Source organism: Sphingomonas sp. Leaf28 (assembly GCF_001421685.1).
Classification (GTDB): Bacteria; Pseudomonadota; Alphaproteobacteria; order Sphingomonadales; family Sphingomonadaceae; genus Sphingomonas; species Sphingomonas aurantiaca.
This window is the reverse complement of record NZ_LMKX01000009.1, coordinates 49,446-74,220: the sequence shown is the minus strand read 5'-3', so window position 1 is coordinate 74,220 and position 24,775 is coordinate 49,446. Positions and strand designations below refer to the sequence as shown.

Genomic DNA, 24,775 nt, shown 5'->3' with positions numbered 1-24,775 from the left:
AGCGCGCAAATCGGTCATGCCAGCAACTCTACCGCGGCACGGAACGCCGCCCCGCGCGCTTCGTAATCGCGAAACTGATCGAAGCTAGCACAAGCGGGGGATAACAACACCGTGTCGCCGGGCTTGGCGTTGGCGGCGGCGCTGCGGACTGCTGCGTCGAGCGTCCCGACGGCCTCGACCGGCATCGAGCCGCTCAGGATCTCGGCAAATTTCGGCCCGGCCTCACCGATCGTGTAGGCGCGGACGACATGCCCGAATGCGGGCCGGCACGCGTCGAGGTCGTCCCCCTTCGCGCGCCCGCCGACGATCCAGTGGACCCGGTCGAACGCGGCGAGCGCGGGGGCGGTGCTCTCGGGATTGGTCGCCTTGCTGTCATCGACATAGGCGACGCCGCCATAGGACGCGATCTGCTGCATCCGATGCGGCAGGCCCGTGAAGCTGGCGAGCCCGCGATCGATATCGACCTCGCTCACGCCCAGCGCCTTGGCCACCGCGATCGCGGCGAGCGCGTTCTGTGCGTTGTGCGGCCCCTGCAGCGCGGGCCAGTCGCCCTGGAACAGGCACACGCCGGGTGCGATCTTGGTCAGATGCTCAGCCCTGCCGGACAGCCCGCGCGCGATCGCGGCGGACGGCGCATCGCCTATCCCGATGATCGCGTCATGCCCGGCCGACTGCATCGCGAACAGCCGCGCCTTGGACGCCGCATAGCCCTCGAACCCGTTATACCGGTCGAGATGATCGGGCGTGATGTTGAGCAGCACCGCAACGTCGCAATCGAGCGTCTGCGTCAAATCGATCTGGTAGCTCGACAGCTCGAGCACATAGACCCCGCCCTCGGGCAGCGCCTCCTGCTCGAGGATCGGCAGGCCGATGTTACCGCCCATCAGCGTGGGAATGCCGGCGGTCTTGAGAATGTGATGCACCAGCGCGGTGGTCGTCGACTTGCCGTTGGTCCCGGTAATCCCGACGACCTTGTGCGCCGGCAGGTCGGCGCGGGCTTGGGAGAACAGCTCGATATCGCCGATGACCGGAACGCCGGCCTCACACGCCACCGCGGCCAGCGGATGCGTATTCAACGGCACCCCCGGCGACACGACCAAAGCGTCGAACCCCGTTAGGTCATCCAACGGTGCCACATCCACGAGCCCTCTCCCCTCCGGGGAGAGGGTTGGGAGAGGGGCTGCAACGGGCGCAGCGCTGCTGGGCTGCCCCTCACCCCAACCCTCTCCCCGCAGGGGAGAGGGAGCAAAAACGGCACGCTTGGCCTCGTCAGAATCCCACGCCACAACCCCCGCGCCGCCAGCCACCAGCGCCCGCACCGTCGCCGCCCCCGACCGCGCGAGCCCCAGCACCGCATAGCGCTTCCCGCGCCAGGCCTTCGCGACGATCACCGCAGCTTCAACGTCGAGAGGCCGACCAGCGCCAGCACCAGCGCGATGATCCAGAAGCGGATCACGACGGTCGCCTCCGCCCAGCCGAGCTGTTCGAAATGATGGTGGATCGGCGCCATCCGAAACACGCGCTTGCCGGTGCGCTTGTAGAAGAACACCTGGATGATCACCGACAGCGCCTCGATCACGAACAGCCCGCCGATGATCCCCAGCACGATCTCGTGATGCGCGACGACCGCGATCGTTCCCAAGGCGCCACCAAGAGCGAGGCTCCCGGTATCGCCCATGAACACCGCCGCCGGCGGAGCATTGAACCACAGGAACGCGAGCCCAGCCCCGACGATCGCCCCGCAGAAGATCGCGAGTTCGCCCGCGCGCGGCACGTGCGGGATGCCCAAATAATCGGCGAACTTCACGTTTCCGACGAGGTACACGATCAGCATGAACGCGACGCTCGCGATGATCACCGGCATCGTCGCAAGCCCGTCGAGCCCGTCGGTCAGGTTCACCGCATTGCCGAATGACACGATCGTGAACGCGGCGAACACCGGAAAGAACCAGCCGAGATCGAGATACATCCGCGACGTGAACGGCAGGTACAGATGCGGCCCGTTCTGCGACATGATGATCGTCGCCGCGATCCCGGCGATCGCGAATTCCAGCAGCAGGCGCGTCCGCCCGCTGATCCCCGCGGTGCTCGCCTTCCGCACCTTGTCATAGTCGTCCATGAACCCGATTGTCCCGAAGCCGAGCGTCACGAACAGGCACGCCCAGACATAGGTGTTGCTCAGGTCCATCCACAGGAAGATGGCCAGGCACATCGACGTCAGGATCATCAGCCCGCCCATCGTCGGCGTGCCCCGCTTGGCCAGATGCGTTTGCGGGCCGTCGGCACGGATCGGCTGACCCTTGCCCTGCCGCACGCGCAACCAGCCGATGAACCTGGGGCCGATGATCAGGCCGATGATCAGCGCGGTCGCGACCGCACCGCCGGTCCGCACCGTCTGGTACCGGATGAGATTCAGCAGACCGGGAAACCCCAGATGCTCGGCGAGCCAGTACAGCATTCAGTTTTTCCCGCTCAAGAGACCAGCCACGACCCGAGCGAGCCCAACCCCGTTCGATCCCTTGACGAGCACGGCGTCGCCCGGCGCGATTAGCGTCCGTAACGTGGCGAGCGCGGTCGCAGCGTCGCCCACATGGACGGTTTCGACCTGTCCCTCAAGCACCTGCGCGAGGGGCGCCATCGCTTCACCGACCAGCAGCGCCATTTCGACGCGCGCCGCAAGGATTGGTTCGGCAAGCCCGGCATGATAGTCCGCCGAGGCGTCGCCCAGTTCGCGCATCTCGCCAAGCACCGCGATATGCCGCCCCGGCTCATGGCTCAGGACGCTGAGCGTCGCGCGCATGGACGACGGGTTCGCATTGTAGCTCTCGTCGATAACGAGAATCTCGCCATCACCGACAGACGCCATGGATCGCGCGCCGCGCCCCTGCAGCCCGCCGAGCTCGGCAAGCGCCAGCCCCGCGAGTCCAAGATCGCTCCCCGCCGCCTGCACGCACGCCAGCACGCCCAGCGCGTTCGACGCCCAGTGCGCGCCCGGCTGCGCGATCGTGAAGCTTAGTTCGTGGTCGGCGGCCTGTCCCATCCGCGCGGTGACGAACGTCCCGCCGGTCGGCAGGCGCATCGCCTCGATCGCGCGCACGTCGGCGCCCTTTTCGCTGCCGAAGGTCACGATATGCGCGGCATGTGTCGCGGCATGGCCGAGCAGCCGGTCGCGATGCGGGCTGTCATAGGGGACGATCGCGGTGCCGCCCGGCATCAGCCCGGCGAAGATCTCGCCCTTGGCATCCGCGATCGCGCTCTCATCGCGGAAGAACGCGGTATGCGCGGGCGCGATCGCGGTGATCATCGCGATATGCGGCCGCACCAGCTGAGTCAGTTCGGCCAGTTCGCCGGCATGGTTCATCCCCATCTCGAACACGCCGAACACCGCGTCGCGCGGCATCCGCGCAAGGCTCAGCGGCACGCCCGTATGGTTGTTGTAGCTCTTGACCGAGCGATGCACCGCGCCCAGCGCCGCGCGGTCGAGACACGCGAACAGCGCCTCCTTCGCGCTGGTCTTGCCGACCGATCCGGTGACGCCGATGATCGTCGCGCCACTGCGCGCACGGCTCGCGGCGCCAAGCGCGTTGAGCGCGACGAAACTGTCCGCGACCAGCACGTGCGGATGGTCGCAAGGCTCCGACACGATCGCACCGGCAGCGCCCTGCGCAAACGCCTGGTCGAGGAACAGATGCCCGTCGCTCGCCTCACCCTTCATCGCCACGAACAGATCGCCGGGGCCAACCTCGCGCGAATCAAACGCGACGCCGGAGACGGAAAAGTCCCCCGACGCCACACCGCCCGTGGCGGCGGCGATCTCGGCCGAAGTCCACAGACTCATTGCTCCCCTCCCGCTTGCGGGAGGGGTCGGGGGAGGGGCTGACCAAGCAGGCCGGACGCCAGTACGTACGTCGCGCCCTCCCCCGACCCCTCCCATGAATGGGAGGGGAGCAGAATTGCTGTCTCGTCCCGCAAGCGGGAGGGGAATGAAGATCTAGCCCCCCTCACGCAGCACACTCCCGCGCGACGCTGACGTCATCGAACGGCAGCACCATATCGCCGACGATCTGCCCCTGCTCATGCCCCTTGCCCGCGATCAGCACGATATCCTCAGGCCCAGCCTCGCGCACAGCGGCCCCGATCGCCGCACGGCGGTCGCCAATCTCCTCGGCCCCACGCGCACCCTTCAGCACATCGCTCCGGATCGCCCGCGCATCCTCGGTCCGCGGATTGTCGTCGGTCACGATCACGCGGTCGGCATGCTGGACCGCCACCTGCCCCATCGTCTCGCGCTTGCCCGTGTCGCGGTCGCCGCCAGCCCCGAACACCACGATCAGCTTACCGCCCGCATGCGGCTTCAGCGCCGCGATCGCGGCCTCCAGCGCATCGGGCGTGTGCGCGTAATCGACATAGACCGGCGCACCCGACTTCGCGATGACCGCCCGCTCCAGCCGCCCGCGCACCGGCTGCAACCGCGCCAGGTTCGCGATCGTCGCGGCCACGTCGCCACCGGTGGCGATCACCAGCCCGGCCGACACCAGCGCATTCGCCGCCTGATACGCCCCGATCAGCGGCAGCGTCACCTTGTACGTCTGGCCATCAGCCTCGATCGTCAGCCCCTGCCCCAGCAGCGTCGGATCGCGTCCCACCAGCCGCAGCGTCTCGCCCTGCGTGCCGACCGTCACCAGCCGGTTGCCACGTTCGCGCGCCAGGTCGATCACGCGCGCCGCTTGCGGATCGTCCGCCCACACCACCGCGGTGCCATCGGTCGAAAGCACTTCCGAAAACAGCCGTATCTTGGCGGTGAAATACGCCGCCATGTCGCCATGATAGTCGAGGTGATCGCGGCTGAGATTCGTGAACGCCGCCGCGGCCACCTTCAGTCCCTCGGTCCGGTACTGCGTCAGCCCGTGGCTCGACGCCTCGAACGCCAGATGCGTCACGCCTTCGCGCGCCAGCCCCGCGACGTTTGACAGGAACGTCACCACGTCGGGCGTCGTCAGCCCGGTCGTCACGCGCTCGTCGGCGGTCGTGACACCCAGCGTGCCGATCGACGCCGCATGAAAGCCCGCCATCCGCCATAGCTGCCGCGTCATCTCGACGCACGACGTCTTCCCGTTGGTCCCGGTGATCGCCACCGACGTTTCGGGAAACGGCGCGAAGAACCTGGCCGCCAGCTGCGCGAACCGCTCGCGCGGGGTATCGTCGGCGATATAGGCGGCACCCTCGACGGTCAGCCCGGGCCGCGCGACCACCGCGATCGCGCCAGACCGGATCGCGTCGGCGATATAGTCCTCGCCGTTGACGCGCGCGCCCTCGAACGCGCCGAACACCGTTCCCGGCGCGACCTTGCGGTGATCGATCGCGAACCCCGTCACCTGCGCCTCTTCCGTACCTTCGGTCAGCGCTGACAGCTTCATTTGGTCGTCCTCATTGCCCGGTTGGCTGCGTACGGGTCGGGTCCTGCCACAAAGTCGGCACGATGTCAGACACGTCGATGTCGCGGTGGGCGTCGGGCACCACGCCCAGGATCGCACCGACGCGCGAGATCGTCCGGCCCACTACCGGTGCAGTATTCCACGCCGCGGTCTTCCACCCGGCGGTTTCCTTCGTGCCGAGCGGCGAATCGAGCATCGCCAGCACCACGTACCGCGGCGCATCCATCGGGAACGCGGCGGCAAACGTCGCCACGTTGCGCGAATGGTCATAGCCGCCCGACACCGCCGCCTCGGCCGTGCCCGTCTTGCCGCCGACGCGGTAGCCCGGTGCATCGCCCTTGCGCCCCGTCCCGCGCTGCACGATCAGTCGCAGCATCTGCCGCATCCGCGCGCTGGTCTGCTCGCTGATCACGCGGCGACCGACCGGCGCATGCCCCGGCGCGACCTTCAGCAACGTCGCCGGCCGCCAGATCCCGCCATTGACCAAGGCCGCATAGGCGCTGGCCAGATGCAGCGGGGTCACCGCGATGCCGTGACCATAGGCGGTCGTCATCGTCGTCGTGCGCGCCCAGTATTTCGGCCACAACGGGCGGCCCTTTTCGCGCAGTTCGATATCGGGCTTGGTGTCGAAGCCCAGTTTCTTGAACATCGTCTGCATCCGCGCTGGCCCAACCTCGTCGGCGACGCGCGCGGTGGCGATGTTCGACGAATAGATCAGCGTCTCGGCCATGTTGAGCCAGCGCTTGGGATCGCCGCGCTCGTCATGGATCGTGAAGCGGCCGACCTGCAGCGGGTGCGTCGCATCGAACCGCCGCGCGAACGACGTCACGACGCCGGTATCCATCGCGGTCGCCATCGTGATCGGCTTGAACGTCGATCCCAGCTCGAACACGCTCTGCGTGGTGATGTTGCGCAGCTCTTCGCTGCCCGCCATCCCGACGCGATTGGGGTTGAAGGTCGGCAGCGAGACCATCGCGATCACCTCGCCCGTCGCCACGTCGAGGACGATGCCGCCCGCGCCACGCGCCGAGAAGGTCGTCATCGCGCGGCCCAGCTCGCTCTCCATCGCCGCCTGGACTCGGTTGTCGAGCGACAGCGCGACCGGCGTACCGTTCAGCGCAGGATTGGTCAGCCGCTCGTCGAGCACGCGCTCCATCCCGCTCATCCCGTGCCCCGCGGTCGACAGGAAGCCCAGCGCATGCGCCGCCATCGTCGATTGCGGATACAGCCGCTGCGTGTCGCGGTCGAACACGATCGCGGGCTCGCCGATCGCATTGACCTGCTCGACCAGCGCGGGCGACGCGCGCCGCTGCAGATAGATGAAGCTCTTGCCCGACGTCAGCAGCGCATAATAATGCGCCTGGTCGCCCGCCTCGGGCATCAGCGCGGCCAGCTTGCTGGCGACCTCGGTCGGGTCGCCGATCAGTTTCTTGGGGTGGACCGCGATCGTCCACGCATCGATCGTCCGCGCCAGCGGCGCGCCATTGCGATCGACGATGTCGCCACGCGCCGCGATCGTCGCCGCGCGCGCCTGCGGATCGGCGAGCGACGCCTGCACCGCCAGCATCCCCAGCCGCCCGATCACCACCAGCACCGCCGCGCCGAACAGGAACATCAGCATCATCAGGCGCGTGTGCGCGGTCGCCACCAGCGCGTGGCGCTGGTTGGCGCTACGATGTTGCGCGACAGGCCGGGCGACCAAGGCGGTCACCGCCGCCGGCCGCTCTCGGAGCGGGCACCGCTCATGATGTCACCCAGGGTCGTGTCGGACAGCAGCTTGCGGTCGAGCATCGCGACCGCCTGCGGCCGAACCTTGGCGACGGCCGCCAGGCGATCGGTCTTGGCCGCGCGCACCAGTGCAGCCTCGGCAGACCGCGGCGTCGCCACCGACGCACGGATCACCACCGGCTTCAGCGCGGTCTTCGACGCCGCCGCGATCGCGACGTTGATCGCACGCGGCGCGCTCGCCTGCGCCATCTGCACCGGCGCGGGCGCGAGCTTCACGACCGCGGGCGCCGCGGTCACCGGAACGATCGGCGTGGACACGACCGACCCTGCCCCCGACGGCACCAGCAGCGCGGCGGTCTGGACCCCGTCCGCGCGCAGGCTGTTGACGTCGAGCGACGCGAGCGCGGCTTCGCTCACCACGAACTGCCCCGCGGTCGGCGCCGACAACGCCAGCGTATCGCCGTTCCAGCGCTCGAGCTGCGCGAGGTTGCCGCGCGTGTCGAACTCGGTCTCCAGCGCGCGGATATCGCGCTGCGCCGACCGGATCTGGCCGTTGACCGCCTCCAGCTTCTTGCGCTCGGCGGCCACCTGCAGCGACACGAGGTAGAAACCGAGCACGACGGCGACACAGCCCCCGAACCAGCCCACACCCTTCATCCGATACGCCGCCGTCATGTCGTCACCTCTTCCGTCCAGGGTTGCGCGGAGGTCCGCCGCGCCGTCCGCAATGTCGCCGAGCGCGCGCGCGGATTGCGTGCGACCTCGGCCTCGCCGGCGCGAACACCGCGGCCGACATGAGAAAAACTAGGTTCTGCAGCGGCTTTCGCCTGCGGAAGATGACGCGAACCTGAAGGCGAGCCCCCGGACCGCGTGCGCAGGAAGCGCTTCACCATCCGGTCCTCGAGGCTGTGGAACGTCACGATCGCGAGGCGCCCGCCGGGCTTCAGCACGCGCTCGGCCGCCAGCAACCCGTCCGCCAGCTCACCCAGCTCGCGGTTCACATGGATGCGAATCGCCTGGAACGCCCGCGTCGCGGGGTCCTTCTTGTCATGCGCCTTGTAGCCGAGCGCACGGCGGACGATGTGCGCCAGCTCGCCGGTCCGCGTCAGCGGGCGCGCCGCGACGATCGCGCGCGCCACGCGCCGCGACTTGGGCTCGTCGCCGTACTGGTACAGCACGTCGGCGATCTCGTTCTCGTCCGCCTCGTTGACGAAGTCCGCCGCCGACATGCCGGCCTGCGCCATCCGCATGTCGAGCGGACCGTCCGACTGGAACGAGAAGCCGCGCTCGGCCTGGTCGAGCTGCATCGACGACACGCCGATGTCGAGAGTCACGCCGTCGACCGGCGCCAACCCGCGCGCCTCGAGCTCGGACGCCATCGCCGAGAAGTCCGCGGCGATCAGCGTCAGCCCGTCTTGGGCATCCTCGATTCCGCGGCCGGCGGCGATCGCATCGGGATCGCGATCGAACGCGATCACGCGAGCGCCCGACTTGAGCAAGGCCAGCGTATAGCCGCCAGCGCCGAACGTGCCGTCGACCATCGTCTCGCCGGGCTCGGGGGCTAGCGCCGCCAGGACTTCGTCGAGCAGGACGGGGATATGCGGTGCGTCGGGGCCGCTCACAGCTGCACCCCCTTCTCGGCCATGTAGAAGCGCGCCATCTCCTTGACGACGGGGGGCATGCCGTCGGTGGCGATCAGCGTCGCAGGGTCCCAGATCTCGATATAATCGAGCACGCCGTAGAAGAACGCATGGCCCTTGATGCCCGCATAGAAGCGCGGGAACGCAGGCATGATGAAGCGACCGGAGCCATCGAAGGGGACGGCTTCGCCCGACGCTGCGGCGCGTTTGATGTTATAGTCGTATTCGCCGTTCTCGGACGTGTTCTCGGATTCGCGGCGGTCGAGGCGCTCGGCGAGAATGTCGACATAGCCCGGATCATACGCGACCAGGCAGCGATTCTTCTGATGCGCGCCGATGATGATGGTCCCGCCGTCCTTGCCGTTCGCCTTGGGCGCATTTGCGGAAAGTGTCGTGCGGAGCGCCGAGGGGATGGCTACCCGGCCCTTGTCGTCGACAAGGCCGATACCGTCTCCTTGATAGCGACCCCGTACCGACACGCCAAAACCCTTCGAAATGGCGCACACGCCTCACCATCTCGGAACGCGACTCTCGCCGCGTTCCGACCGCGCTGACAGCTAACGGTGAACGTGCCCCTGTATTAACCTCCATCTACCATAGAGGTCCGGGGACGCAACGGGATTTTTGGGGATTGGACGGAATTGCGACGAGTTTCGCGCGTCGCTTCGGGGGGAATTTCAGTGCAGATCGGACTCGATCCGGGCAGTCTGCGGGGTGTTGCCGGGGAAATCCAGGGATTTGGCCGATATCGATGCGCGCTGGTGTCGCGAACTGCGCTCCGGGCCGAATGCGACAGGCCGAATGCCGTCCGCAAAGTGCCGTACGCTGAATGTACCACGTGTAAGGCCGGACACCGGACGCGAGACGGCGGACACCGGACGCGAGACGGCGGACGGCGGACGGTGGACACTTGGCGGCTAACGGCGAGGACCGAGAGTAAACTATCGCATCGCACGCCCAAACCGTCACCCCAGCGAAAGCTGGGGTATCCCCATGTGACTCCCGTCGCCTGCCACGCTGGAGACCCCAGCTTCCGCTGGGGTGACGATATAGGTGTTGATCCGAGTGACGAGCGCGGCGTGGTTTCAGGCAACGATCCGAGTTGCGATCCGGGTGACGCTCCGCCAACGACACCCGCCACGCAAGACGCTGCCACTCAGCCCCAAACCCCAACGCCCCCAGCGCCAACTACTGCGCAGGTGCCTGCGAATTGGCGCTCGGCGCGACCCCCATCTCGGCGAGCGGTTCGCCCGCCCCACCCGGGTCGACCAGGTTCGAAACACCCATGTTCGCGACCACGTCCGGCTGCGCGGTGCCCGCGGTCGCGACCGGGCGCTCGCGGTTGGCCGAGCCGATGATCGCGCTTGCCAGCCCGATCAGAAGGACGACCGCCGCCAGCCCGATCATGCCGACCTTGATGCGCTGCGCCGTCTGCGAGGGGTCATGTGGTAACTTCATCTTGCCGCGCCAGGATACCCGACCATCGCGCCGCTGTCGATTCCCGCGCATCCGGGAGATCAGCCGAGCCCCTTGGCCGCACGCCATGCCGGATCGTACAGCGTCGAGAGATAGCGGAATCCGGTATCGCACAGGATCGTCGCGATCCGCTTGCCCGGTCCCAGATGCCGCGCGAGCGCGACCGCGCCCGCAACGTTGATCCCCGACGACAGCCCCAGGCACAGCCCCTCCTCGTCGAGCAGCCGGCGGACCCAGGCATAGCCCTCTTGGTCCGAGATGCGGAACTGCGTGTCGATCGGCGCACCCTCCAGGTTGGCGGTGATCCGGCCCTGCCCGATCCCCTCGGCCGCCGACGATCCCTCGGACTTCAGCTCGCCATGCGCGTAATAATTATACAGCGCGGCGCCGTGCGGATCGCTCAGCGCGATGCAGACGGACTCGTCCTTGGCCTTCAGGCCAAGCCCGACGCCGGCGATCGTCCCGCCGGTGCCCGCCGCGCAGGTGAAGCCGTCTATCCGGCCTTCCATCTGCGCCCAGATTTCCTCGGCGGTGCCGACGATGTGCGCGCGGCGATTGGCGGTGTTGTCGAACTGGTTCGCCCAGATCGCCCCAGGCGTCTCCTCGGCGATCCGGCGCGAGGTGTGAACGAAGTGGCACGGTGACGAGAACGCCGCCGCGGGGACCAGCACCAGCTCGGCGCCGAGCGCGCGCAACGTGTCCATCTTCTCGCGGCTCTGCGTCTCGGGCATGACGATGATCGTCTTGTAGCCCTTGGCATTGGCGACCAGCGCCAGGCCGATCCCGGTATTGCCCGCGGTCCCCTCGACGATCGTCCCGCCGGGCAGGAGCAGGCCGCGCTGCTCGGAATCCTCGACGATGAACAGCGCCGCGCGGTCCTTTACCGACGCGCCGGGATTCGCATATTCGCACTTGCCGAAGATATCGCAGCCGGTGGCCTCGCTGGGGCCCTTGAGGCGGACGAGCGGGGTGTTGCCGATCAGGGCGAGCGTATCAGGTGTCGTTTGCATGGGGGGTATGTGGCGTCCCCGGCCAGCGCGGGCAAGCGAGCGAAACTTTGCCGCGCCAAAAACGACGCTTGGGGCCGGTCGTCGCGGATCTGCCACGCTTCGTCACTGGCCTTGCGACTGCGTGGCGCACGCCCGGCGCGCGACGGGCCATAAGCCTTGACGCTCCATGCTGCATGCGCGAAGCGATGTCCCGCTATGAAAATCCTCCCCATGACCGCCGTCGCCGCGCTGCTCGTGCTGGCAGCCTGCAACTCCAAGCCTGCTTCGCCCGAGGTGATCGATACCAACCCGGATCCGATGGCGAACACGCTGGCGAACGCCGCACCGGTCGTGCTGCCGCCGGCGATCAAGTCCGAGCAGACGCTGCGCTGCAAGGACAACAGCCTGCTCTACGTGACGTTCTTCCAGGGCGACAAGCAGGCCGTGGTCCGCACCAAGAAGGGCGGCACCCCGACCACGCTGAAGTCCGAGGTTGCCGGCGCGCCGAAGACCGCCGAGGGCGGCTGGTCGATGACCGGCGACGAGGCGAGCGTGACGCTCACCGCGCCGGGCAAGTCGGCCCAGACCTGCCACGCCTGATTGCCTGCCACGCCTGATTTCAGGTCGGCACCGATCGTTCTGACGGCCGGCGGATCTTCCGCCGGCCGTTTTTCTTTGTGCCGCGCGCTCTTGCCCTTACCGCCCCGGACCGGCACCGTAGCGTGATGGCAACAGTCGCGATCTACAGCCTCAAGGGCGGCGTCGGGAAGACGACGCTATCAGTGAACCTCGCGTGGTGCGCCGCAACCTTGTCCGCGCGCCGCACCTTGCTCTGGGATCTCGACCCGCAGGCCGCGTCGACCTGGGTGCTCGGCGGCCCCGGCAAGGCGGATCAGGCGCAGGCGATGTTCTCGAAGGACGTCGCCGTCGCCAAGCAGGCGCGACCGACCGCCTATCACCACCTCGACCTGATCGCCGCGGACGCGTCGCTGCGCGGGCTCGACCAGCTGTTCCACGACCTCGACAAGAAAAAACGGCTCGCCAAGCTGCTGGGCGAGCTTGCCGGCTATGACCGCGTGATCCTCGATTGCCCGCCCGGGCTGACCGAGACCGCGGACCAGGTCATGCGCGCCGCCGACCTGATCGTGATCCCCGTCATCCCCTCACCCCTGTCGACGCGCGCCTATGACGCGGTCGTCCAGCATCTCGGCGGTCGGACCGCGCTGCTCCCCGTCCACGTGATGGTCGACAAGCGCCGCGCGCTCCATGCCGAGGCACTGGCGCGGCACCCCGACTGGCCGGTGATCCCGATGGCCAGCGGGATCGAATCGATGGCGGTCAGGCGCGCGCCCGTCGGCGTGTTCGCGCCCCGGTCGGCCGCCGCGCAGGCGTTCGCCGAGCTGTGGCGCCGGATCGAACACAACCTCGCCGCATGAGCGACATCCTCGATCCGCAGATCGTGCTCGGTGCCTATTCGGTCGGCGTGTTCCCGATGGCCGACAGCCGCGACGCCGCCAGCGTCTATTGGGTCGAGCCGCGCCGCCGCGCCGTCCTGCCGCTCGATGGTTTCCAGCTCTCGCGCTCGCTTAGGAAGACGATTGCGGCCGACCGGTTCCAGATCACCGTCGACACCGCGTTCGAGCGAGTCGTCCAGCTCTGCGCCGAAAGCGTCGAGGGTCGGCCCGAGACATGGATCAACGACGGCATCGAACGTGTCTTCCAGACTCTGTACGCAATGGGGTTCGCGCATTCGGTCGAATGCTGGGACGGCGGCAAGCTCGTCGGCGGGCTCTACGGCCTCGCGCTCGGCCGCGCCTTTTTCGGCGAGAGCATGGTCAGCCGCGCCACCGACGCGTCGAAGGTCGCGCTGGCGCATCTCGTCGCGCGGCTGCGCGTGGGCGGGTTCAGCCTGCTCGATTGCCAGTTCCAGACCTCGCACCTCGCCTCGCTCGGCGCGATCGAGATCGACCGCGCGGATTACGTGGCGTTGCTGGGGGCAGCACTTGACGGCGCGCTCGGCCCCGCGTCGTCCGTCGCAGGCGCCGCGGCCGCAGGCGATTTCTTCGTGCTCGATCGCTTGGCGGGCAAGGCTTCCGCGACCGGAGCGGTATCGGGCCCGGTTGCGGGGAAGGTCATCGCGCAGCTCTTGGTCCAAACGTCGTAAATTGGATGCTGCACCGCGTTCAGCGCGGGGCGTTCCTTGTACAGCCAGCCCGAGAAGCTCCGCCGCCATTTCGTGTCGACGCCGCGCACCAGCACTTGGACGAACGCGCCGGTCAGCTGCTCCTGCTCCCACGGCGCGGTCTGTTCGCACGCGCGCAATCGCAGCACGACATCACCCATCCGCGTCGCCTGGCCGGGCTTGAGCGTCACCTCGCGGGTTTCGCCGTTACGCTTGTTGAGCAGCCCGAGCACCGCCACGCGCTGCGCCATCGGCGTACCGCCGGTAGTAATCGTCGCCGTGCCGGTATCAAGCGTCTCGATCGAGGAATTGGCCGGCTCGTCGGCGCCCGGCAGCTCCTGCTGGACCGCCGCCACCTTCGCCACGGGCGTGGTGAGCGCGCGGTATCCGAACCAGCCGCCCACCCCCAGCACCACGACCAACACGGTCGCGGCGAGCCAGCGCATGATCACCCTTCGGGCGTCCAGGCTTCATAGTCACCCGTCGCGGCAGCCCGCTTGCCACCCTTTTCGAGCGCACCCGACGGCCGATAGGCAAGCGCAGTGCCGGTCATGTTGGGAACGGCCGGCTTCTGCCAGGTGCGCACCGGCGGCAGCGCGCGCTCGGGTACGTCGTCGACCTGGTGGTGCAGCCAGCTGAACCATGCGGGCGGCACGCGGCTCGCGTCGGTGGCGCCCTGATAGATCACCCAGCGGCGCGGATTACCCGACGTGTCCTTGCCGCCCTGGTAATAGACGTTGCCGAGCGCGTCCTCGCCCATCTTCGCCATGCTGCGCAGGCCGAATTTGGTGCCGAGGGTGGCGCCGTTCCACCACGTGAAAGTCGATGCGAGAAAGCCCATGCGCCGCGCTTAACCCGAGTGGGGGCGGGCTTCAACCATGATGATGCGGCAGGACGGCAAAGTCCGCGATCGAGAACGCGGCCCGGCCGATAAAACGCTTTCACCCACCTGCTCAGTCCGGGCGTTTGTCCCACGTCACCAGGTCGCCCTCGGCGATCCCCAGTTCGGCCGACCTGCCCCCCATCAGCTCGAGCACCGCCCCGACCGGCTCGCCCGACGGCACCGGCGTCTCCGAGAACGGCACCGCGTTCTCAGCGATCCGCGCGATCGTGCCGTCCGCACGGATATAGACGATATCCAGCGAGCTCGGCGTGTTCTTCATCCAGAAGCTCGCATCCACCGGTGCGCCGCCGGTCGACGGATAGGGCCAGAACAGCATCCCGCCATCGGGCTTCAGGTCAGTGCGGAACATCAGCCCGCGCGACTGCTCGTCCTGCGTCTTGGCGCGCTCGACGGTAAACGCATGCGTCCCGTTCGTGCTCTTGATCGCCAACTTCAGCGTCGCGACCTTCGCCGTTTCGGACTCATCTCCGCGGTTCATATACGCCACACCCCCGGCGCCGACGCCCAGCGCCAGCACCCCGGCCAGCACGGCCTTCGCAACCAAACTCATCCAAGTCCCTCTTCGACTGCAACGGCGAGCGGCCCCTTGCGCCCTGCGACGACGCGGGCGCGCAGCGGCTGCTCGGGCTCGACCGTCTCGATCCCGGCGCGACGCAGCGTTTCCATATGGACGAAGATGTCGCTGCCATCAGACCCCCGTACCAGAAAGCCATAGCCCTTCAACCGGTTGAACCATTTGACCGACACCGGCTCGAACGGTCCGGCGGCGTCGATCATCGCGATCGGATCGATCCGGTCGGGCGATGCGGGCGCGCGGACAGGCTCCTCGACCGCGTTGGTCATGTCGATCGAGACGATCTCGCGCGCCTGAAACCCGCGGCCACGCTGGACCGAGAGCGTCTCGACGCGCGCGCCCTCGGGCAGGCTGCGGCGGCCATGCGGTTGCAGCACCGAGAAATGCACGAGGATATCGCCGACGGTCGCGTCGTCCGCGACCGCGAAGCCGAACCCGCGCGTCACGTCGAACCATTTGATCACGCCGCCGATCGCGCGCACCTCGACGGCGTCCGGGGCAGCCACGAAGGCCTGCCCCGCAACGATGTCCGAAATCGGCCCCCCGACCGCGGCTTTACCCTCGTCCCCGACCGCGACACTTACCGCGATCATGGTCGATCCGGTTTGCGTCGTCATGGCCGCACCCTGCTGCGTCTACGCATTGTTACACCCCTGAACCCTAGCTAGCATGCTTCGTCCCGGTCGCAACGAATCCGTTGCAATATCTCAGCCGAAATCGATCGATTCCGGGTCATCGGATGGCGGCGCCGCAACAATTTTACGCGCCAGATCGAACCGGTGCCCCGCCCTCAACATCGCGCCGAGCTGTTTGTCGTGGAGCTTTCGATCGCCCTCGCCGCTGCCATAGGGCCCGATTCGCTTCCGCCGCGCAAAGGCGAGCGCCGATTCGACCGCGCGATCTGCGATCGCCGGCGCGACCGAGTCCGCATCGCCCTCGTCGATCCCCGCCTCGCGAAACGCTCCCGCGACCCGCCGCGCGCCCAGCCCACGCCGCTGCATCGCCGCCGCGCGCTGCTCGGCAAAGGCGCGATCGTCGACATAGCCGAGATCGGCCATCCGCTGCGCGAGTTCGGCGGGATCGGCCGGTGCCGCCGCCGCGCCATCGTCCCAGCCGCGCTCACGGATCTTGCGCCCAAGATAGTCGGTCAGCCGCCCCCGCGTCGTCGCGAACCGCTCGACATAGCGCAGCGCCATCCGCTCCAGCGCCGCGGCGTCGAGCGGTTTGGGCGGCGCACGCTCCCCACCACGGGCACCGCCACGGGCGCCACCACGCCCAGCGGCGCGCGCTTTGCCGCGCTTTTCGGGACGCCCAGGCGCCTGATCGGGGTCGTCATCGTCGGACACGCCATCATTGTGCCACACTGACACCCGAAGTTGAACGGCTAGAGTTGAGATAGGCGTGGTGCGTTCAGCCGCCATGCCGGGCACGACGCCAGAGACAGGAACTGCGATGACGACCGAAACGCTTCACAAGGACGGCCAGACCGCGGCGACGATCGTCGCGACGCCGACCGAGGACGTGCTGCCGCGCCGTTTCGCCGATTTCGGTACGCTGGGCGAAGCGCTCGATTACGCCGCGACCGGTAACCGCGGGCTTAATTTCCATGACGCGCGCGGCACGTTGTCGCAGCCTTATCCCTATGCGCAGCTGCGCACCGATGCGCGCGCGATGGCCGATCGCCTGATCGCTGCGGGCGTCGGCCCCGCCGATCGCATCGCGCTGGTCGCCGAAACCGGTCCCGAATTCGCCGCTTTGTTCTTCGGTGTCGTCTATGCCGGCGCATGGCCCGTGCCGCTGCCGCTGCCGACCTCGTTCGGCGGTCGCGATTCCTACATCGAACAGCTCCGCGTCCAGCTTGCGAGCTGCGACCCGAAGATGCTGATTTTCCCGCCCGAACTCGCGCAGATGGCGGGCGAGGCCGCGCGGCTGTCGGGTACCGTCGGGATCGACTGGTCCGAGTTCGTCGCGCGCGAGGCGCCGGTCGCGACCCTGCCCGAGGCGAAGCCCGACGACATCGCGTATCTGCAATATTCGAGCGGCTCGACGCGGTTCCCGCACGGCGTCGTCATCACGCACGCGGCGTTGCTCAACAACCTCGCCGCGCACAGCCACGGCATGGCGGTGTGCGATACCGATCGCTGCGTCTCGTGGCTGCCCTGGTACCACGACATGGGGCTGGTCGGCTGCTTCCTGTCGCCGATCGCCAACCAGGTCTCGACCGATTATCTTAAGACCGAGGATTTCGCTCGGCGTCCGCTCGCCTGGCTCGATCTGATCAGCCGCAACACGGGCACCACGCTCAGCTATTCGCCGACCTTCGGCTACGATATCTGCGCGCGTCGCATGTCGAGCCAGACCAGGGCAAGCGACCGGTTCGACCTGTCGCGCTGGCGTGTCGCGGGCAACGGCGCCGACATGATCCGTCCCGACGTAATGCAGTCGTTCGTCGACGCGTTCGCCGATGCGGGCTTCAAGGCGACCGCGTTCCTGCCGAGCTACGGCCTTGCCGAGGCGACGCTCGCCGTCTCGCTGATGCCGCCGGGTGAGGGCATCCGCGTTGAACTCGTCGAGGAAACACAGCTTTCGGGCGGGAGCCGCGGCAATGACCGCCCCCAGCGCTACCGGGCGATCGTCAATTGCGGCAAGCCCGTCCGCGACATGCGGATCGAGATTCGCGAAGAGGACGGCACCCCCCTGCCCGACCGTGCGATCGGCAAGGTCTGGTGCAGCGGCAAGTCGGTAATGGTCGGCTATTTCCGCGACGATGCCGCGACCGAGGCGTGCATGGCGGACGGATGGCTCGATACCGGCGACATGGGCTATATGTCCGACGGCTATATCTACATCGTCGGCCGCGCCAAGGACATGATCATCGTCAACGGCAAGAACCACTGGCCGCAGGACATCGAATGGGCGGTGGAACAGCTGCCGGGCTTCAAGGCGGGCGACATCGCCGCGTTCGCGATCACGACGCCCGGCGGTGAGGAGACCCCCGCCGTACTGGTCCAGTGCCGCAGCTCGGACGAGTCCGAGCGGCTTCGCCTGCGCGACGAAATCCGCGAGCGGGTCCGCTCGGTCACCGGGATGAACTGCCTGATCGAACTCATCCCGCCGCGCACCTTGCCGCGCACCTCGTCGGGCAAGCTGAGCCGGGCCAAGGCGCGCAACCTGTATCTCAGCGGCGACATCAAACCCTATGATATCGCCGCGTAACGGACTGACAGCGCCATAAGTGGCGGCGTTTCCGTTAGATTTGACCAAAACGACGTTAGTTCGATCCGAATTGGGGCAGTACATACGTTCTGATAACCAGCCGATCCGTATGACAGCAGCGTGACCAAGTCCCCGCCTCTTCCGTCGAGCCGCATTACCGTCGACATCGCCACGCTGTTGGGGATGCGCGAGGGCGGCGATCCGGTGTTCTGGAGCCGGATTCGCGCCGGGCAGTTGTTTGCGGGGCGTCGCGTCGCGCTGTTCCTGCTCGCCAGCAACATCCTGGCGACGCTCGCGATCGCCTGGCTGGTCCGCGGCATCGTCCCGCACTGGCAGATCGCAGCCTGGGTGCCACTGGTCGTCGCCGCTGCGGTGTGGGTCGGGTTTCGCCGACTTGCCACGCATCCTCGCGGCGACGGCTATGCCAGCCTGCGCGATTTGCGCCGCACGATGTGGGACGGCTTCGTCCTCGCGCTCGTCTGGTCAGCGGTGCCGGTGTTCTTCTGCACGCACGCGCCGACCGGGACAACCGCGGGGCTGGGCCTGACGCTTGCGGTGCTGATGGCGACCGCGGCGCTGGCGATGGCGCCGCTCGCGCTCGCAACGCTCGTGTTCCTCGGTTATCTCGGCGCGGCGATGGTCGTGCAGATGGCGCTTGCGGGCAGTTCGGCCGCTGCACTCGGGCTGTTCCTATTCACCGGCTTGCTGATGGCCGCGTGCCTCCACCGCGCGCGCGCGCTCGTCGTGATCCGCGCGGGCGAGCTCGTGCTCGACGATCGCAACGAGACGGTCAGCCTGTTGCTCGGCGATTTCGATGCCACGGGGGCGCACTGGCTCTGGGAGACCGACTCGAACCGGCGCATCGTCAAGGCCGGCGCGCGGTTCGCCTCCGCCTGCGGGGTCGATCCCGCCAGCCTCAACGGCCTGCCACTGCTCCAGGTGCTGGCGGGCCCCTCCTGGGACACCGGCGAGTTCGATTCCGGGCTTCGAACGCTCGCCGAACGGCTGAAACGGCGCGAGAGCTTCCGCGAACTGCGCCTGCCCGTCCGGATCGACGGCGAGGATCGCTGGTGGGAAATGGCCGCCTCGCCCCGCTTCGACGACCATGGCGAATTTTACGGCTTTCTTGGTGTCAGCGCCGACATAACCCGACAACGCAATTTGGCGGACAAGATCAACCGGATGGCGCGCTTCGATACGCTGACCGGGCTGCCCAACCGGCTGATGGTCAACGAGACGCTCGTCAAGGCGATGGCGGACGCGGATCGCTGGGGTGGCCGCTATGCGTTCATGATGCTCGATCTCGATCGCTTCAAGGCGGTCAACGACACGCTTGGCCACCCGATCGGGGATCGACTGCTGGGGCGCGTCTCGGAGCGGATCCAGCAGTTGATGGGCGTCAACGAGATTTGCGGCCGGCTCGGCGGCGACGAATTCGCGGTCGTGATCCGCGACGCCGGCGATACCGCCGCAGTCGAGCGGCTTGCCGAACGGATCATCGCCGCGCTGTCGCAGCCCTATGAGATCGACGCGCATACGCTCCATATCGGCGCGAGTATCGGGTTGGCGATGGGCCCCCGCGATGGGCGCACCGCCGAGATGCTGGTCCGGTCGGCCGATCTCGCGCTGTACCGCGCAAAGGATGCGGGACGCGGCGTCTTTCGCCGGTACGAGCCCGAACTGCACGTGCAGGCGGAAGAGCGCCGGGTGCTCGAGGCGGCGTTGCGCGAAGCGATCGAGAATGGCGAGATGCACCTCGTCTACCAGCCGATCGTCGAGACCGGCAGCCAGCTGCCCTGCGGCTTCGAGGCGCTGCTACGCTGGACCAGTCGCGAATTCGGCAGCGTGTTACCCGCCAAGTTCATCGCGCTCGCCGAGGAGACCCGGCTGATCGGGCCGATCGGGGCGTGGGTGGTCCGGACCGCGTGCGAGGAGGCTGCGCGCTGGCCATCCGACATGCGGATCGCGGTCAACGTCTCCGCCGACCAGCTGCGCAATCCCGGTTTCGTCACCACGATCGCGTCGGCGCTCGCGAGCACCGGCGTCTCACCCGAACGGCTCGAGCTCGAGGTGACCGAAAGCGTGTTCATGCACGAAGGCCTCGGCGCGACGCAGATCCTCGACCGTGTCGCCGAACTCGGCGTACGCCTCAGCCTGGACGATTTCGGCACGGGTCACTCGTCGCTCGGCTATCTCAGCCGCACGCGCTTTTCCTCGCTGAAGATCGACCGCAACTTCGTCCGCGACGCCGCTGGCGGGCTGCGCGAAGCGGTGGCGATCGTCCGCGCCGGGATCGCGTTTGCGACGAGCCTGGGGATGGACACGACTGCAGAGGGCATCGAAACCAAAGCCGAACTCGGCGTCCTTCACGAGCTTGGCTGCACGCATGCGCAGGGTTTCTATTTCGGCCGACCGATGTCCGCCGAAGACGCCCGCGCGCTCGCCAACCGCGAGTGGAAAGACGCGGTCGCCGCCTGATCGCGCACGATCACCGGCGGCGTTCGCGCCCTGCAAAGCTCACCACGCTCTCCGCGCCATCGGCCGAAACTGCGGAGACACCGACAAAGCTGTCGTCGACCGGAACCTGCACCAGTACAATCTGCGGGTTAGCCCCGGTTGCCGGCACGTCGCGCGCGTTGGTCCAATCCTGCGTGTCGTTGCGCCGCCAGCGCACGCGGTACGTCGTCGCGTTCGGGACCGCGCGCCACTTGACCGTGGTGTCGCGCGACAATGCGCCCGCGATCGACACGTCCTCGGGCGCGGCGGGCGCAGCCGCGATCTGGGCGAGCGTCGCGACGTTGAGCGCGGTCACCTTCGTGAGATAGCTGAAGTCCATGCCCTCGATCGTGTCGCCATAGACCACGCCGTTCTCGGTCCGCAGGTCCTGATGCTGGCGGTCCCAATTCTCGGCCGCGACCGAGAATCGGACCGCCGGATAGCCAAGCTTGAGGAACGGCTCGTGGTCACCACCACGGCCGAACCGGTCCGGCCGGCGGTCGAGCATCACGTCGAGCCCGCCCGGCACGTCGCCCGCCACCCCGTCGATTGCCTTCGCCAGCGCGCGGCTCGGGCCATCGTCCTCGCCGCCTTCTGCGCGCCGGCCCTGTTGCGCGACCAGATCCTCCGACGCGCGAATACCTTCGGAGAATACGCGAACCTTGTCGGCGACGCGCACGCCGCCCTGGCCGACGGTGTTGCCGACGATGTCATTGTTCAGCATTGCCGAGACGTCCCAGCCCCGTGCCTTGACGGTGTCGGCGAGCAGTTCGGCGCCCCAAAGGCCTTGCTCCTCGCCCGAGAATACCGCGTAGACGATGGTCGCATCGAACTGACGCTGCGACAGGATGCGCGCGGCCTCCAGCACCAGCGCGACGCCCGACGCGTTGTCGTTGGCGCCGGGTGCGTCCGAGGTGACGTTCATCACGTCGGTCACGCGGCTGTCGATATGCGCGCCGACGATCACGACGCGGGTTGGATCGCGCCCTTTCTGGATCCCCAGTACATCCTCGACCACGACGCCGGTCGGTGCACGCGGCCCGGTGAACCTGCGCGCGATCCGGTCGACCACGATGCACCCGCCGCACGACGCGCCGATCTGCGTGAACCGCGCCGCCGCCCAGTTCCGCGCCGCGCCGATCCCACGTTTTGGATCGGTCGTCGTCGATGCCGTGTGTCGCGTTCCGAAACCGACCATCGTCGTAACATCGGCCTTCAACCGGGTGGTCGACGGTGCGGGCAACCGGGCTGGCTGCGGAGCGGGAGAGGCGGCGGCTGCCAGAAGCAGCGATACGGCGATTATCGGCATCGCCGAACCGTGCCGCGATCGGCGCCGTGGCTCAAGCCCTTAGTGCGCCTATCGAAATTGGGCACGCGATGCGGACTGCCCGCACAGCGCAGGCATTGTAAGAGGCTTACAAAAAGACTGATTGATCGGAACATGATCGAAGTGTGATAGCTTCTTCATGATCTCTGCTAAACATATGTTTGGCTTGGAGGAACGGTCGATGGTGATAGGGCATTCAATCTCGAATGCAGACGGCGTTATCCAGGTGATCGATGCACCGGTCGCGACGATGTTGCAGCGCGATCGCGATCAATTGGTGGGCATGTCGTATATGTCGATCACACATCCCGATGATCTCGCCGTCAATTTGACGAAAGTTGCCGCGTTACGGTCGAACGGGCAGTCGGCGAAAATACGCAAACGCTATATCGGTGGCACGGGCAATGTTATCCTGATGGAGGTCCAGGTTTCGCGACTGGCGGGATGCGATGGCGGTTATCTGGTCGGCACCTTGTCAACGATAGACGACACGGACGATCTTGAGATGGCGCCCTATCGAATGTGGCGCCGCGCGCGCGAATTTCTCGATGTCATGCGCGCGCGCGATTCCATTCTCGGGGCGGATCTGTTCGCCGATCATGCCTGGACGATCCTGCTGCTGACCTATGTCGCCGAAGCCGAGGGCCGGATCGCGTCGACCGCGACGATCGCCGAACATCTGGCGCTGTCGCCGACGACGATCGCACGCTGGCTGCGGGTACTGCAATCCAAGGCGCTGTTCGAGCCGGTCCTGCCCGATATCGACGCGCTGCAACTCACGCAGAGCGGGATGAAAAAGGTCGAACAGCTCCTCGATCAGCGGCTCGCCTTGCCGGTCGCCTGAGCAATCGTGGCATTCGGTGCGGCGGGCCAGGCTTAACTCAACCGATCGATCGCCTCACGAGTCAGTGATCCCGGGATGATCATCACCGGCACCGGCAGCGCGCCCGCATCGGCGCCCGTGAAATGCGCGATCAGTTCCCCCGGCGCGCCCGTTGCCGCGGCCCCAAGCACCAGCGCCGCGATCTCCGGGTTCGCCGCGATCATCTCGCGGATGATCCTGGGTCCCTCGCCTTCGCGCACCGTGATCGACGGGCGCAGCCCCGATTCTTCCAGCAACGTGCCCGCCGCCGCCGCGACCAGACCCTGGGCGTGAAGATTGGCCTCCTCCTCGATGGTGGCCTGGACGCCGCCGAACGCGATGAACTCCTGCGGCGGAATCACGGTGAGGATCTCGACGCCGCCGCCGGTCTTCACGGCACGCCGCGCAGCAAAGCGCAACGCGATGCCCGCTTCGGGACTGTCGTCGATCACCACCAGATAAATGCGCATTTTCGCCCCCGTTATCGGCCGTAATTGGGCCGCAGCGGGTCGATACGCAAGTGCGGCGGGGTTGACCCGAGCGGACGAGGGCGCGAGTAGGCATGCCGTTACGTCACGCCCTGGGGAAATCCATGTCGATCGAGATCAAGATGCCTGCGCTGTCCCCCACCATGGAGGAGGGCACCCTCGCCAAGTGGCTGATCAAGGAAGGCGACGTCGTCAAATCCGGCGACCTGATGGCCGAGATCGAGACCGACAAGGCGACGATGGAATTCGAAGCCGTCGACGAAGGCACCGTCGTCAAGATCCTCGTCGCCGAGGGTACCGACAACGTGAAGGTCGGCACGGTCATCGCGATCATCGCCGAAGAGGGCGAAGACGCATCGTCGGTGGCAACTCCGACCAAGAGCGAGACGCCCGAGCCGGCCGCCAAGGAATCGGAAGCCAAGCCCGATCCAAAGGATCCCAACGATACCGGCAGCGAAGCCAAGCCCGTCGCCCGCACCGAGGCATCGGCCGAGGATCACGGCCGTCCCGCAGACGCCGGTGCCGCCAAGCCCGCCGCGACTGGTGAGCGCGTCAAGGCGAGCCCCCTCGCCCGCCGCCTTGCTGCCGACAAGGGGATCGACCTGGGTGCCGTAGCCGGCTCGGGGCCGCGGGGCCGCATCGTCAAGGCCGACGTCGAAAACGCGAAGCCCGGTGCAGCGCCCGTCGCTGCCAAGACCGAGGCCGCCGCGCCGACCACGTCTGCCGCAGCCCCCGCACCTGCCGCCAAGACTGCGACCGTGCCCGATATCCCGCACGAGGCGACCAAGCTCAGCAACGTGCGCAAGACGATCGCGCGTCGCCTGACCGAATCGAAGCAGACTGTTCCGCACATCTACCTGACCGTGAACATCCGTCTCGACGCGCTGCTCAAGCTGCGCGGCGAGCTGAACGCGAGCCTCGAAGCGCGCGGCGTGAAGCTGTCGGTCAACGATCTGCTGATCAAGGCGCAGGCCGTCGCGCTCATGCAGGTGCCGACCTGCAACGTGATGTTCACGCCCGACCAGCTCATCAGCTTCCAGCGCGCCGACATCTCGGTCGCGGTCAGCACGCCGTCGGGGCTGATCACGCCGATCATCGTCGGTGCGGACACCGCCTCACTGTCGTCGATCTCGACGCAGATGAAGGACCTTGCCGCCCGCGCGCGCGACGGCAAGCTGAAGCCCGAGGAGTATCAGGGCGGCACCGCCTCGATCAGCAACATGGGCATGTTCGGCATCACGCAGTTCGATGCGGTCATCAACCCGCCCCAAGCGATGATCCTCGCGGTCGGCGCGGGCGAGAAGCGCCCGTACGTCGTCGGCGACGAGCTCACCGTGGCCACCGTGATGTCCGCGACCGGCAGCTTCGACCACCGCGCGATCGACGGTGCGGACGGCGCGCAGTTCATGAAGTCGTTCAAGCATCTCGTCGAGAACCCGCTGGGCATGCTCGCCTGAG

The 24,775-nt window shown here is 67.5% G+C and carries 23 protein-coding genes and 1 pseudogene; 7 read left to right on the top strand and 17 right to left on the bottom strand.

Annotated features, from left to right (window positions below):
* Positions 1–14: 14 nt before the first annotated feature.
* From murD to ASE79_RS13405, 10 genes are all read right to left on the bottom strand, one after another.
* The gene (gene murD, locus ASE79_RS13450; RefSeq protein WP_056417532.1) at positions 15–1,391 is read right to left on the bottom strand and encodes a UDP-N-acetylmuramoyl-L-alanine--D-glutamate ligase; all 1,377 of its coding nucleotides are present in this window, start codon (positions 1,389–1,391) and stop codon (positions 15–17) included.
* Entirely contained in the window at positions 1,388–2,458 is a 1,071-nt protein-coding gene (mraY, locus tag ASE79_RS13445; protein WP_056417529.1) for a phospho-N-acetylmuramoyl-pentapeptide-transferase, read from the bottom strand. Before mraY ends, murD begins: the two co-directional genes overlap by 4 nt.
* Complete coding sequence (locus tag ASE79_RS13440) at positions 2,459–3,838, bottom strand: UDP-N-acetylmuramoyl-tripeptide--D-alanyl-D-alanine ligase (RefSeq protein ID WP_056417526.1); 1,380 nt, start codon at positions 3,836–3,838, stop codon at positions 2,459–2,461. It lies immediately after the preceding gene.
* Positions 3,839–4,001: 163 nt separating this feature from the next.
* Positions 4,002–5,417, bottom strand: a complete 1,416-nt coding sequence (locus tag ASE79_RS13435; protein WP_056417523.1) for a UDP-N-acetylmuramoyl-L-alanyl-D-glutamate--2,6-diaminopimelate ligase — start codon at positions 5,415–5,417, stop codon at positions 4,002–4,004.
* Positions 5,418–5,427: 10 nt separating this feature from the next.
* Positions 5,428–7,146: a peptidoglycan D,D-transpeptidase FtsI family protein gene (locus ASE79_RS13430; RefSeq protein ID WP_056417521.1), complete on the bottom strand. Its 1,719-nt coding sequence runs from the start codon at positions 7,144–7,146 to the stop codon at positions 5,428–5,430.
* On the bottom strand, positions 7,143–7,838 hold the full coding sequence (locus tag ASE79_RS13425) for a hypothetical protein (RefSeq protein ID WP_056417518.1): 696 nt from the start codon (positions 7,836–7,838) through the stop codon (positions 7,143–7,145). Before ASE79_RS13425 ends, ASE79_RS13430 begins: the two co-directional genes overlap by 4 nt.
* A complete protein-coding gene (gene rsmH / locus ASE79_RS13420) occupies positions 7,835–8,785 on the bottom strand; it encodes a 16S rRNA (cytosine(1402)-N(4))-methyltransferase RsmH (protein ID WP_056417513.1) in 951 nt (316 codons plus the stop codon). Before rsmH ends, ASE79_RS13425 begins: the two co-directional genes overlap by 4 nt.
* On the bottom strand, positions 8,782–9,282 hold the full coding sequence (locus ASE79_RS13415) for a division/cell wall cluster transcriptional repressor MraZ (RefSeq protein WP_056052920.1): 501 nt from the start codon (positions 9,280–9,282) through the stop codon (positions 8,782–8,784). The genes rsmH and ASE79_RS13415 overlap by 4 nt, the downstream gene beginning before the upstream one ends.
* A gap of 709 nt (positions 9,283–9,991) precedes the next feature.
* Complete coding sequence (locus ASE79_RS13410; protein ID WP_056418454.1) at positions 9,992–10,261, bottom strand: hypothetical protein; 270 nt, start codon at positions 10,259–10,261, stop codon at positions 9,992–9,994.
* 59 nt (positions 10,262–10,320) lie between these two features.
* Positions 10,321–11,289 carry a cysteine synthase A gene (locus tag ASE79_RS13405; RefSeq protein ID WP_056417509.1) on the bottom strand — a complete coding sequence of 323 codons (969 nt, stop codon included), beginning with the start codon at positions 11,287–11,289 and terminating at the stop codon, positions 10,321–10,323.
* Between the two features lie 195 nt (positions 11,290–11,484).
* Here ASE79_RS13405 and ASE79_RS13400 point away from each other — a divergent pair, with 195 nt between their 5' ends.
* The 3 genes from ASE79_RS13400 (at position 11,485) to aat (ending at position 13,432) form a co-directional block, all read left to right on the top strand.
* Positions 11,485–11,868, top strand: coding sequence for a hypothetical protein (locus tag ASE79_RS13400; RefSeq protein WP_056417506.1), 384 nt, complete (start codon positions 11,485–11,487; stop codon positions 11,866–11,868).
* Between the two features lie 125 nt (positions 11,869–11,993).
* On the top strand, positions 11,994–12,704 hold the full coding sequence (locus ASE79_RS13395) for a ParA family protein (RefSeq protein ID WP_056417503.1): 711 nt from the start codon (positions 11,994–11,996) through the stop codon (positions 12,702–12,704).
* Entirely contained in the window at positions 12,701–13,432 is a 732-nt protein-coding gene (gene aat, locus ASE79_RS13390) for a leucyl/phenylalanyl-tRNA--protein transferase (protein WP_056417500.1), read from the top strand. Before ASE79_RS13395 ends, aat begins: the two co-directional genes overlap by 4 nt.
* A 35-nt stretch (positions 13,433–13,467) precedes the next feature.
* On the opposite strand, the pseudogene ASE79_RS21720 reads toward aat, so the two are convergent.
* From ASE79_RS21720 to ASE79_RS13370, 5 genes and pseudogenes are all read right to left on the bottom strand, one after another.
* Positions 13,468–13,701 (bottom strand): annotated as a pseudogene (locus tag ASE79_RS21720) (DUF2155 domain-containing protein); the annotation flags it as partial.
* A gap of 197 nt (positions 13,702–13,898) precedes the next feature.
* Entirely contained in the window at positions 13,899–14,291 is a 393-nt protein-coding gene (locus ASE79_RS13385) for an NADH:ubiquinone oxidoreductase subunit NDUFA12 (protein WP_056417497.1), read from the bottom strand.
* A 112-nt stretch (positions 14,292–14,403) separates the two neighbouring features.
* The gene (locus ASE79_RS13380; RefSeq protein ID WP_056417493.1) at positions 14,404–14,904 is read right to left on the bottom strand and encodes a DUF192 domain-containing protein; all 501 of its coding nucleotides are present in this window, start codon (positions 14,902–14,904) and stop codon (positions 14,404–14,406) included.
* Positions 14,901–15,545, bottom strand: a complete 645-nt coding sequence (locus ASE79_RS13375) for a cold-shock protein (protein ID WP_235516938.1) — start codon at positions 15,543–15,545, stop codon at positions 14,901–14,903. The genes ASE79_RS13380 and ASE79_RS13375 overlap by 4 nt, the downstream gene beginning before the upstream one ends.
* 90 nt (positions 15,546–15,635) lie before the next feature.
* Positions 15,636–16,124, bottom strand: coding sequence for a regulatory protein RecX (locus ASE79_RS13370; RefSeq protein ID WP_056418449.1), 489 nt, complete (start codon positions 16,122–16,124; stop codon positions 15,636–15,638).
* 256 nt (positions 16,125–16,380) lie between these two features.
* Between ASE79_RS13370 and ASE79_RS13365 the strand changes: the two genes are divergently transcribed.
* Together ASE79_RS13365 and ASE79_RS13360 are read left to right on the top strand one after the other, a co-directional pair.
* On the top strand, positions 16,381–18,144 hold the full coding sequence (locus tag ASE79_RS13365) for a fatty acyl-AMP ligase (RefSeq protein WP_056417490.1): 1,764 nt from the start codon (positions 16,381–16,383) through the stop codon (positions 18,142–18,144).
* A 120-nt stretch (positions 18,145–18,264) separates the two neighbouring features.
* The gene (locus ASE79_RS13360; RefSeq protein ID WP_056417488.1) at positions 18,265–20,622 is read left to right on the top strand and encodes a putative bifunctional diguanylate cyclase/phosphodiesterase; all 2,358 of its coding nucleotides are present in this window, start codon (positions 18,265–18,267) and stop codon (positions 20,620–20,622) included.
* A gap of 10 nt (positions 20,623–20,632) precedes the next feature.
* Here ASE79_RS13360 and ASE79_RS13355 read toward each other — a convergent pair whose 3' ends face one another.
* Positions 20,633–21,949, bottom strand: coding sequence for a M20/M25/M40 family metallo-hydrolase (locus tag ASE79_RS13355; RefSeq protein WP_056417485.1), 1,317 nt, complete (start codon positions 21,947–21,949; stop codon positions 20,633–20,635).
* 157 nt (positions 21,950–22,106) lie between these two features.
* Between ASE79_RS13355 and ASE79_RS13350 the strand changes: the two genes are divergently transcribed.
* Positions 22,107–22,811: a PAS domain-containing protein gene (locus ASE79_RS13350; protein ID WP_082445307.1), complete on the top strand. Its 705-nt coding sequence runs from the start codon at positions 22,107–22,109 to the stop codon at positions 22,809–22,811.
* A gap of 32 nt (positions 22,812–22,843) precedes the next feature.
* Here ASE79_RS13350 and ASE79_RS13345 read toward each other — a convergent pair whose 3' ends face one another.
* The gene (locus tag ASE79_RS13345; protein WP_056417478.1) at positions 22,844–23,299 is read right to left on the bottom strand and encodes a universal stress protein; all 456 of its coding nucleotides are present in this window, start codon (positions 23,297–23,299) and stop codon (positions 22,844–22,846) included.
* Positions 23,300–23,421: 122 nt separating this feature from the next.
* On the opposite strand from ASE79_RS13345, the gene ASE79_RS13340 reads away from it, so the two are divergent.
* Complete coding sequence (locus tag ASE79_RS13340; protein WP_056417475.1) at positions 23,422–24,774, top strand: pyruvate dehydrogenase complex dihydrolipoamide acetyltransferase; 1,353 nt, start codon at positions 23,422–23,424, stop codon at positions 24,772–24,774.
* The last annotated feature ends 1 nt before the right edge of the window (position 24,775 follow it).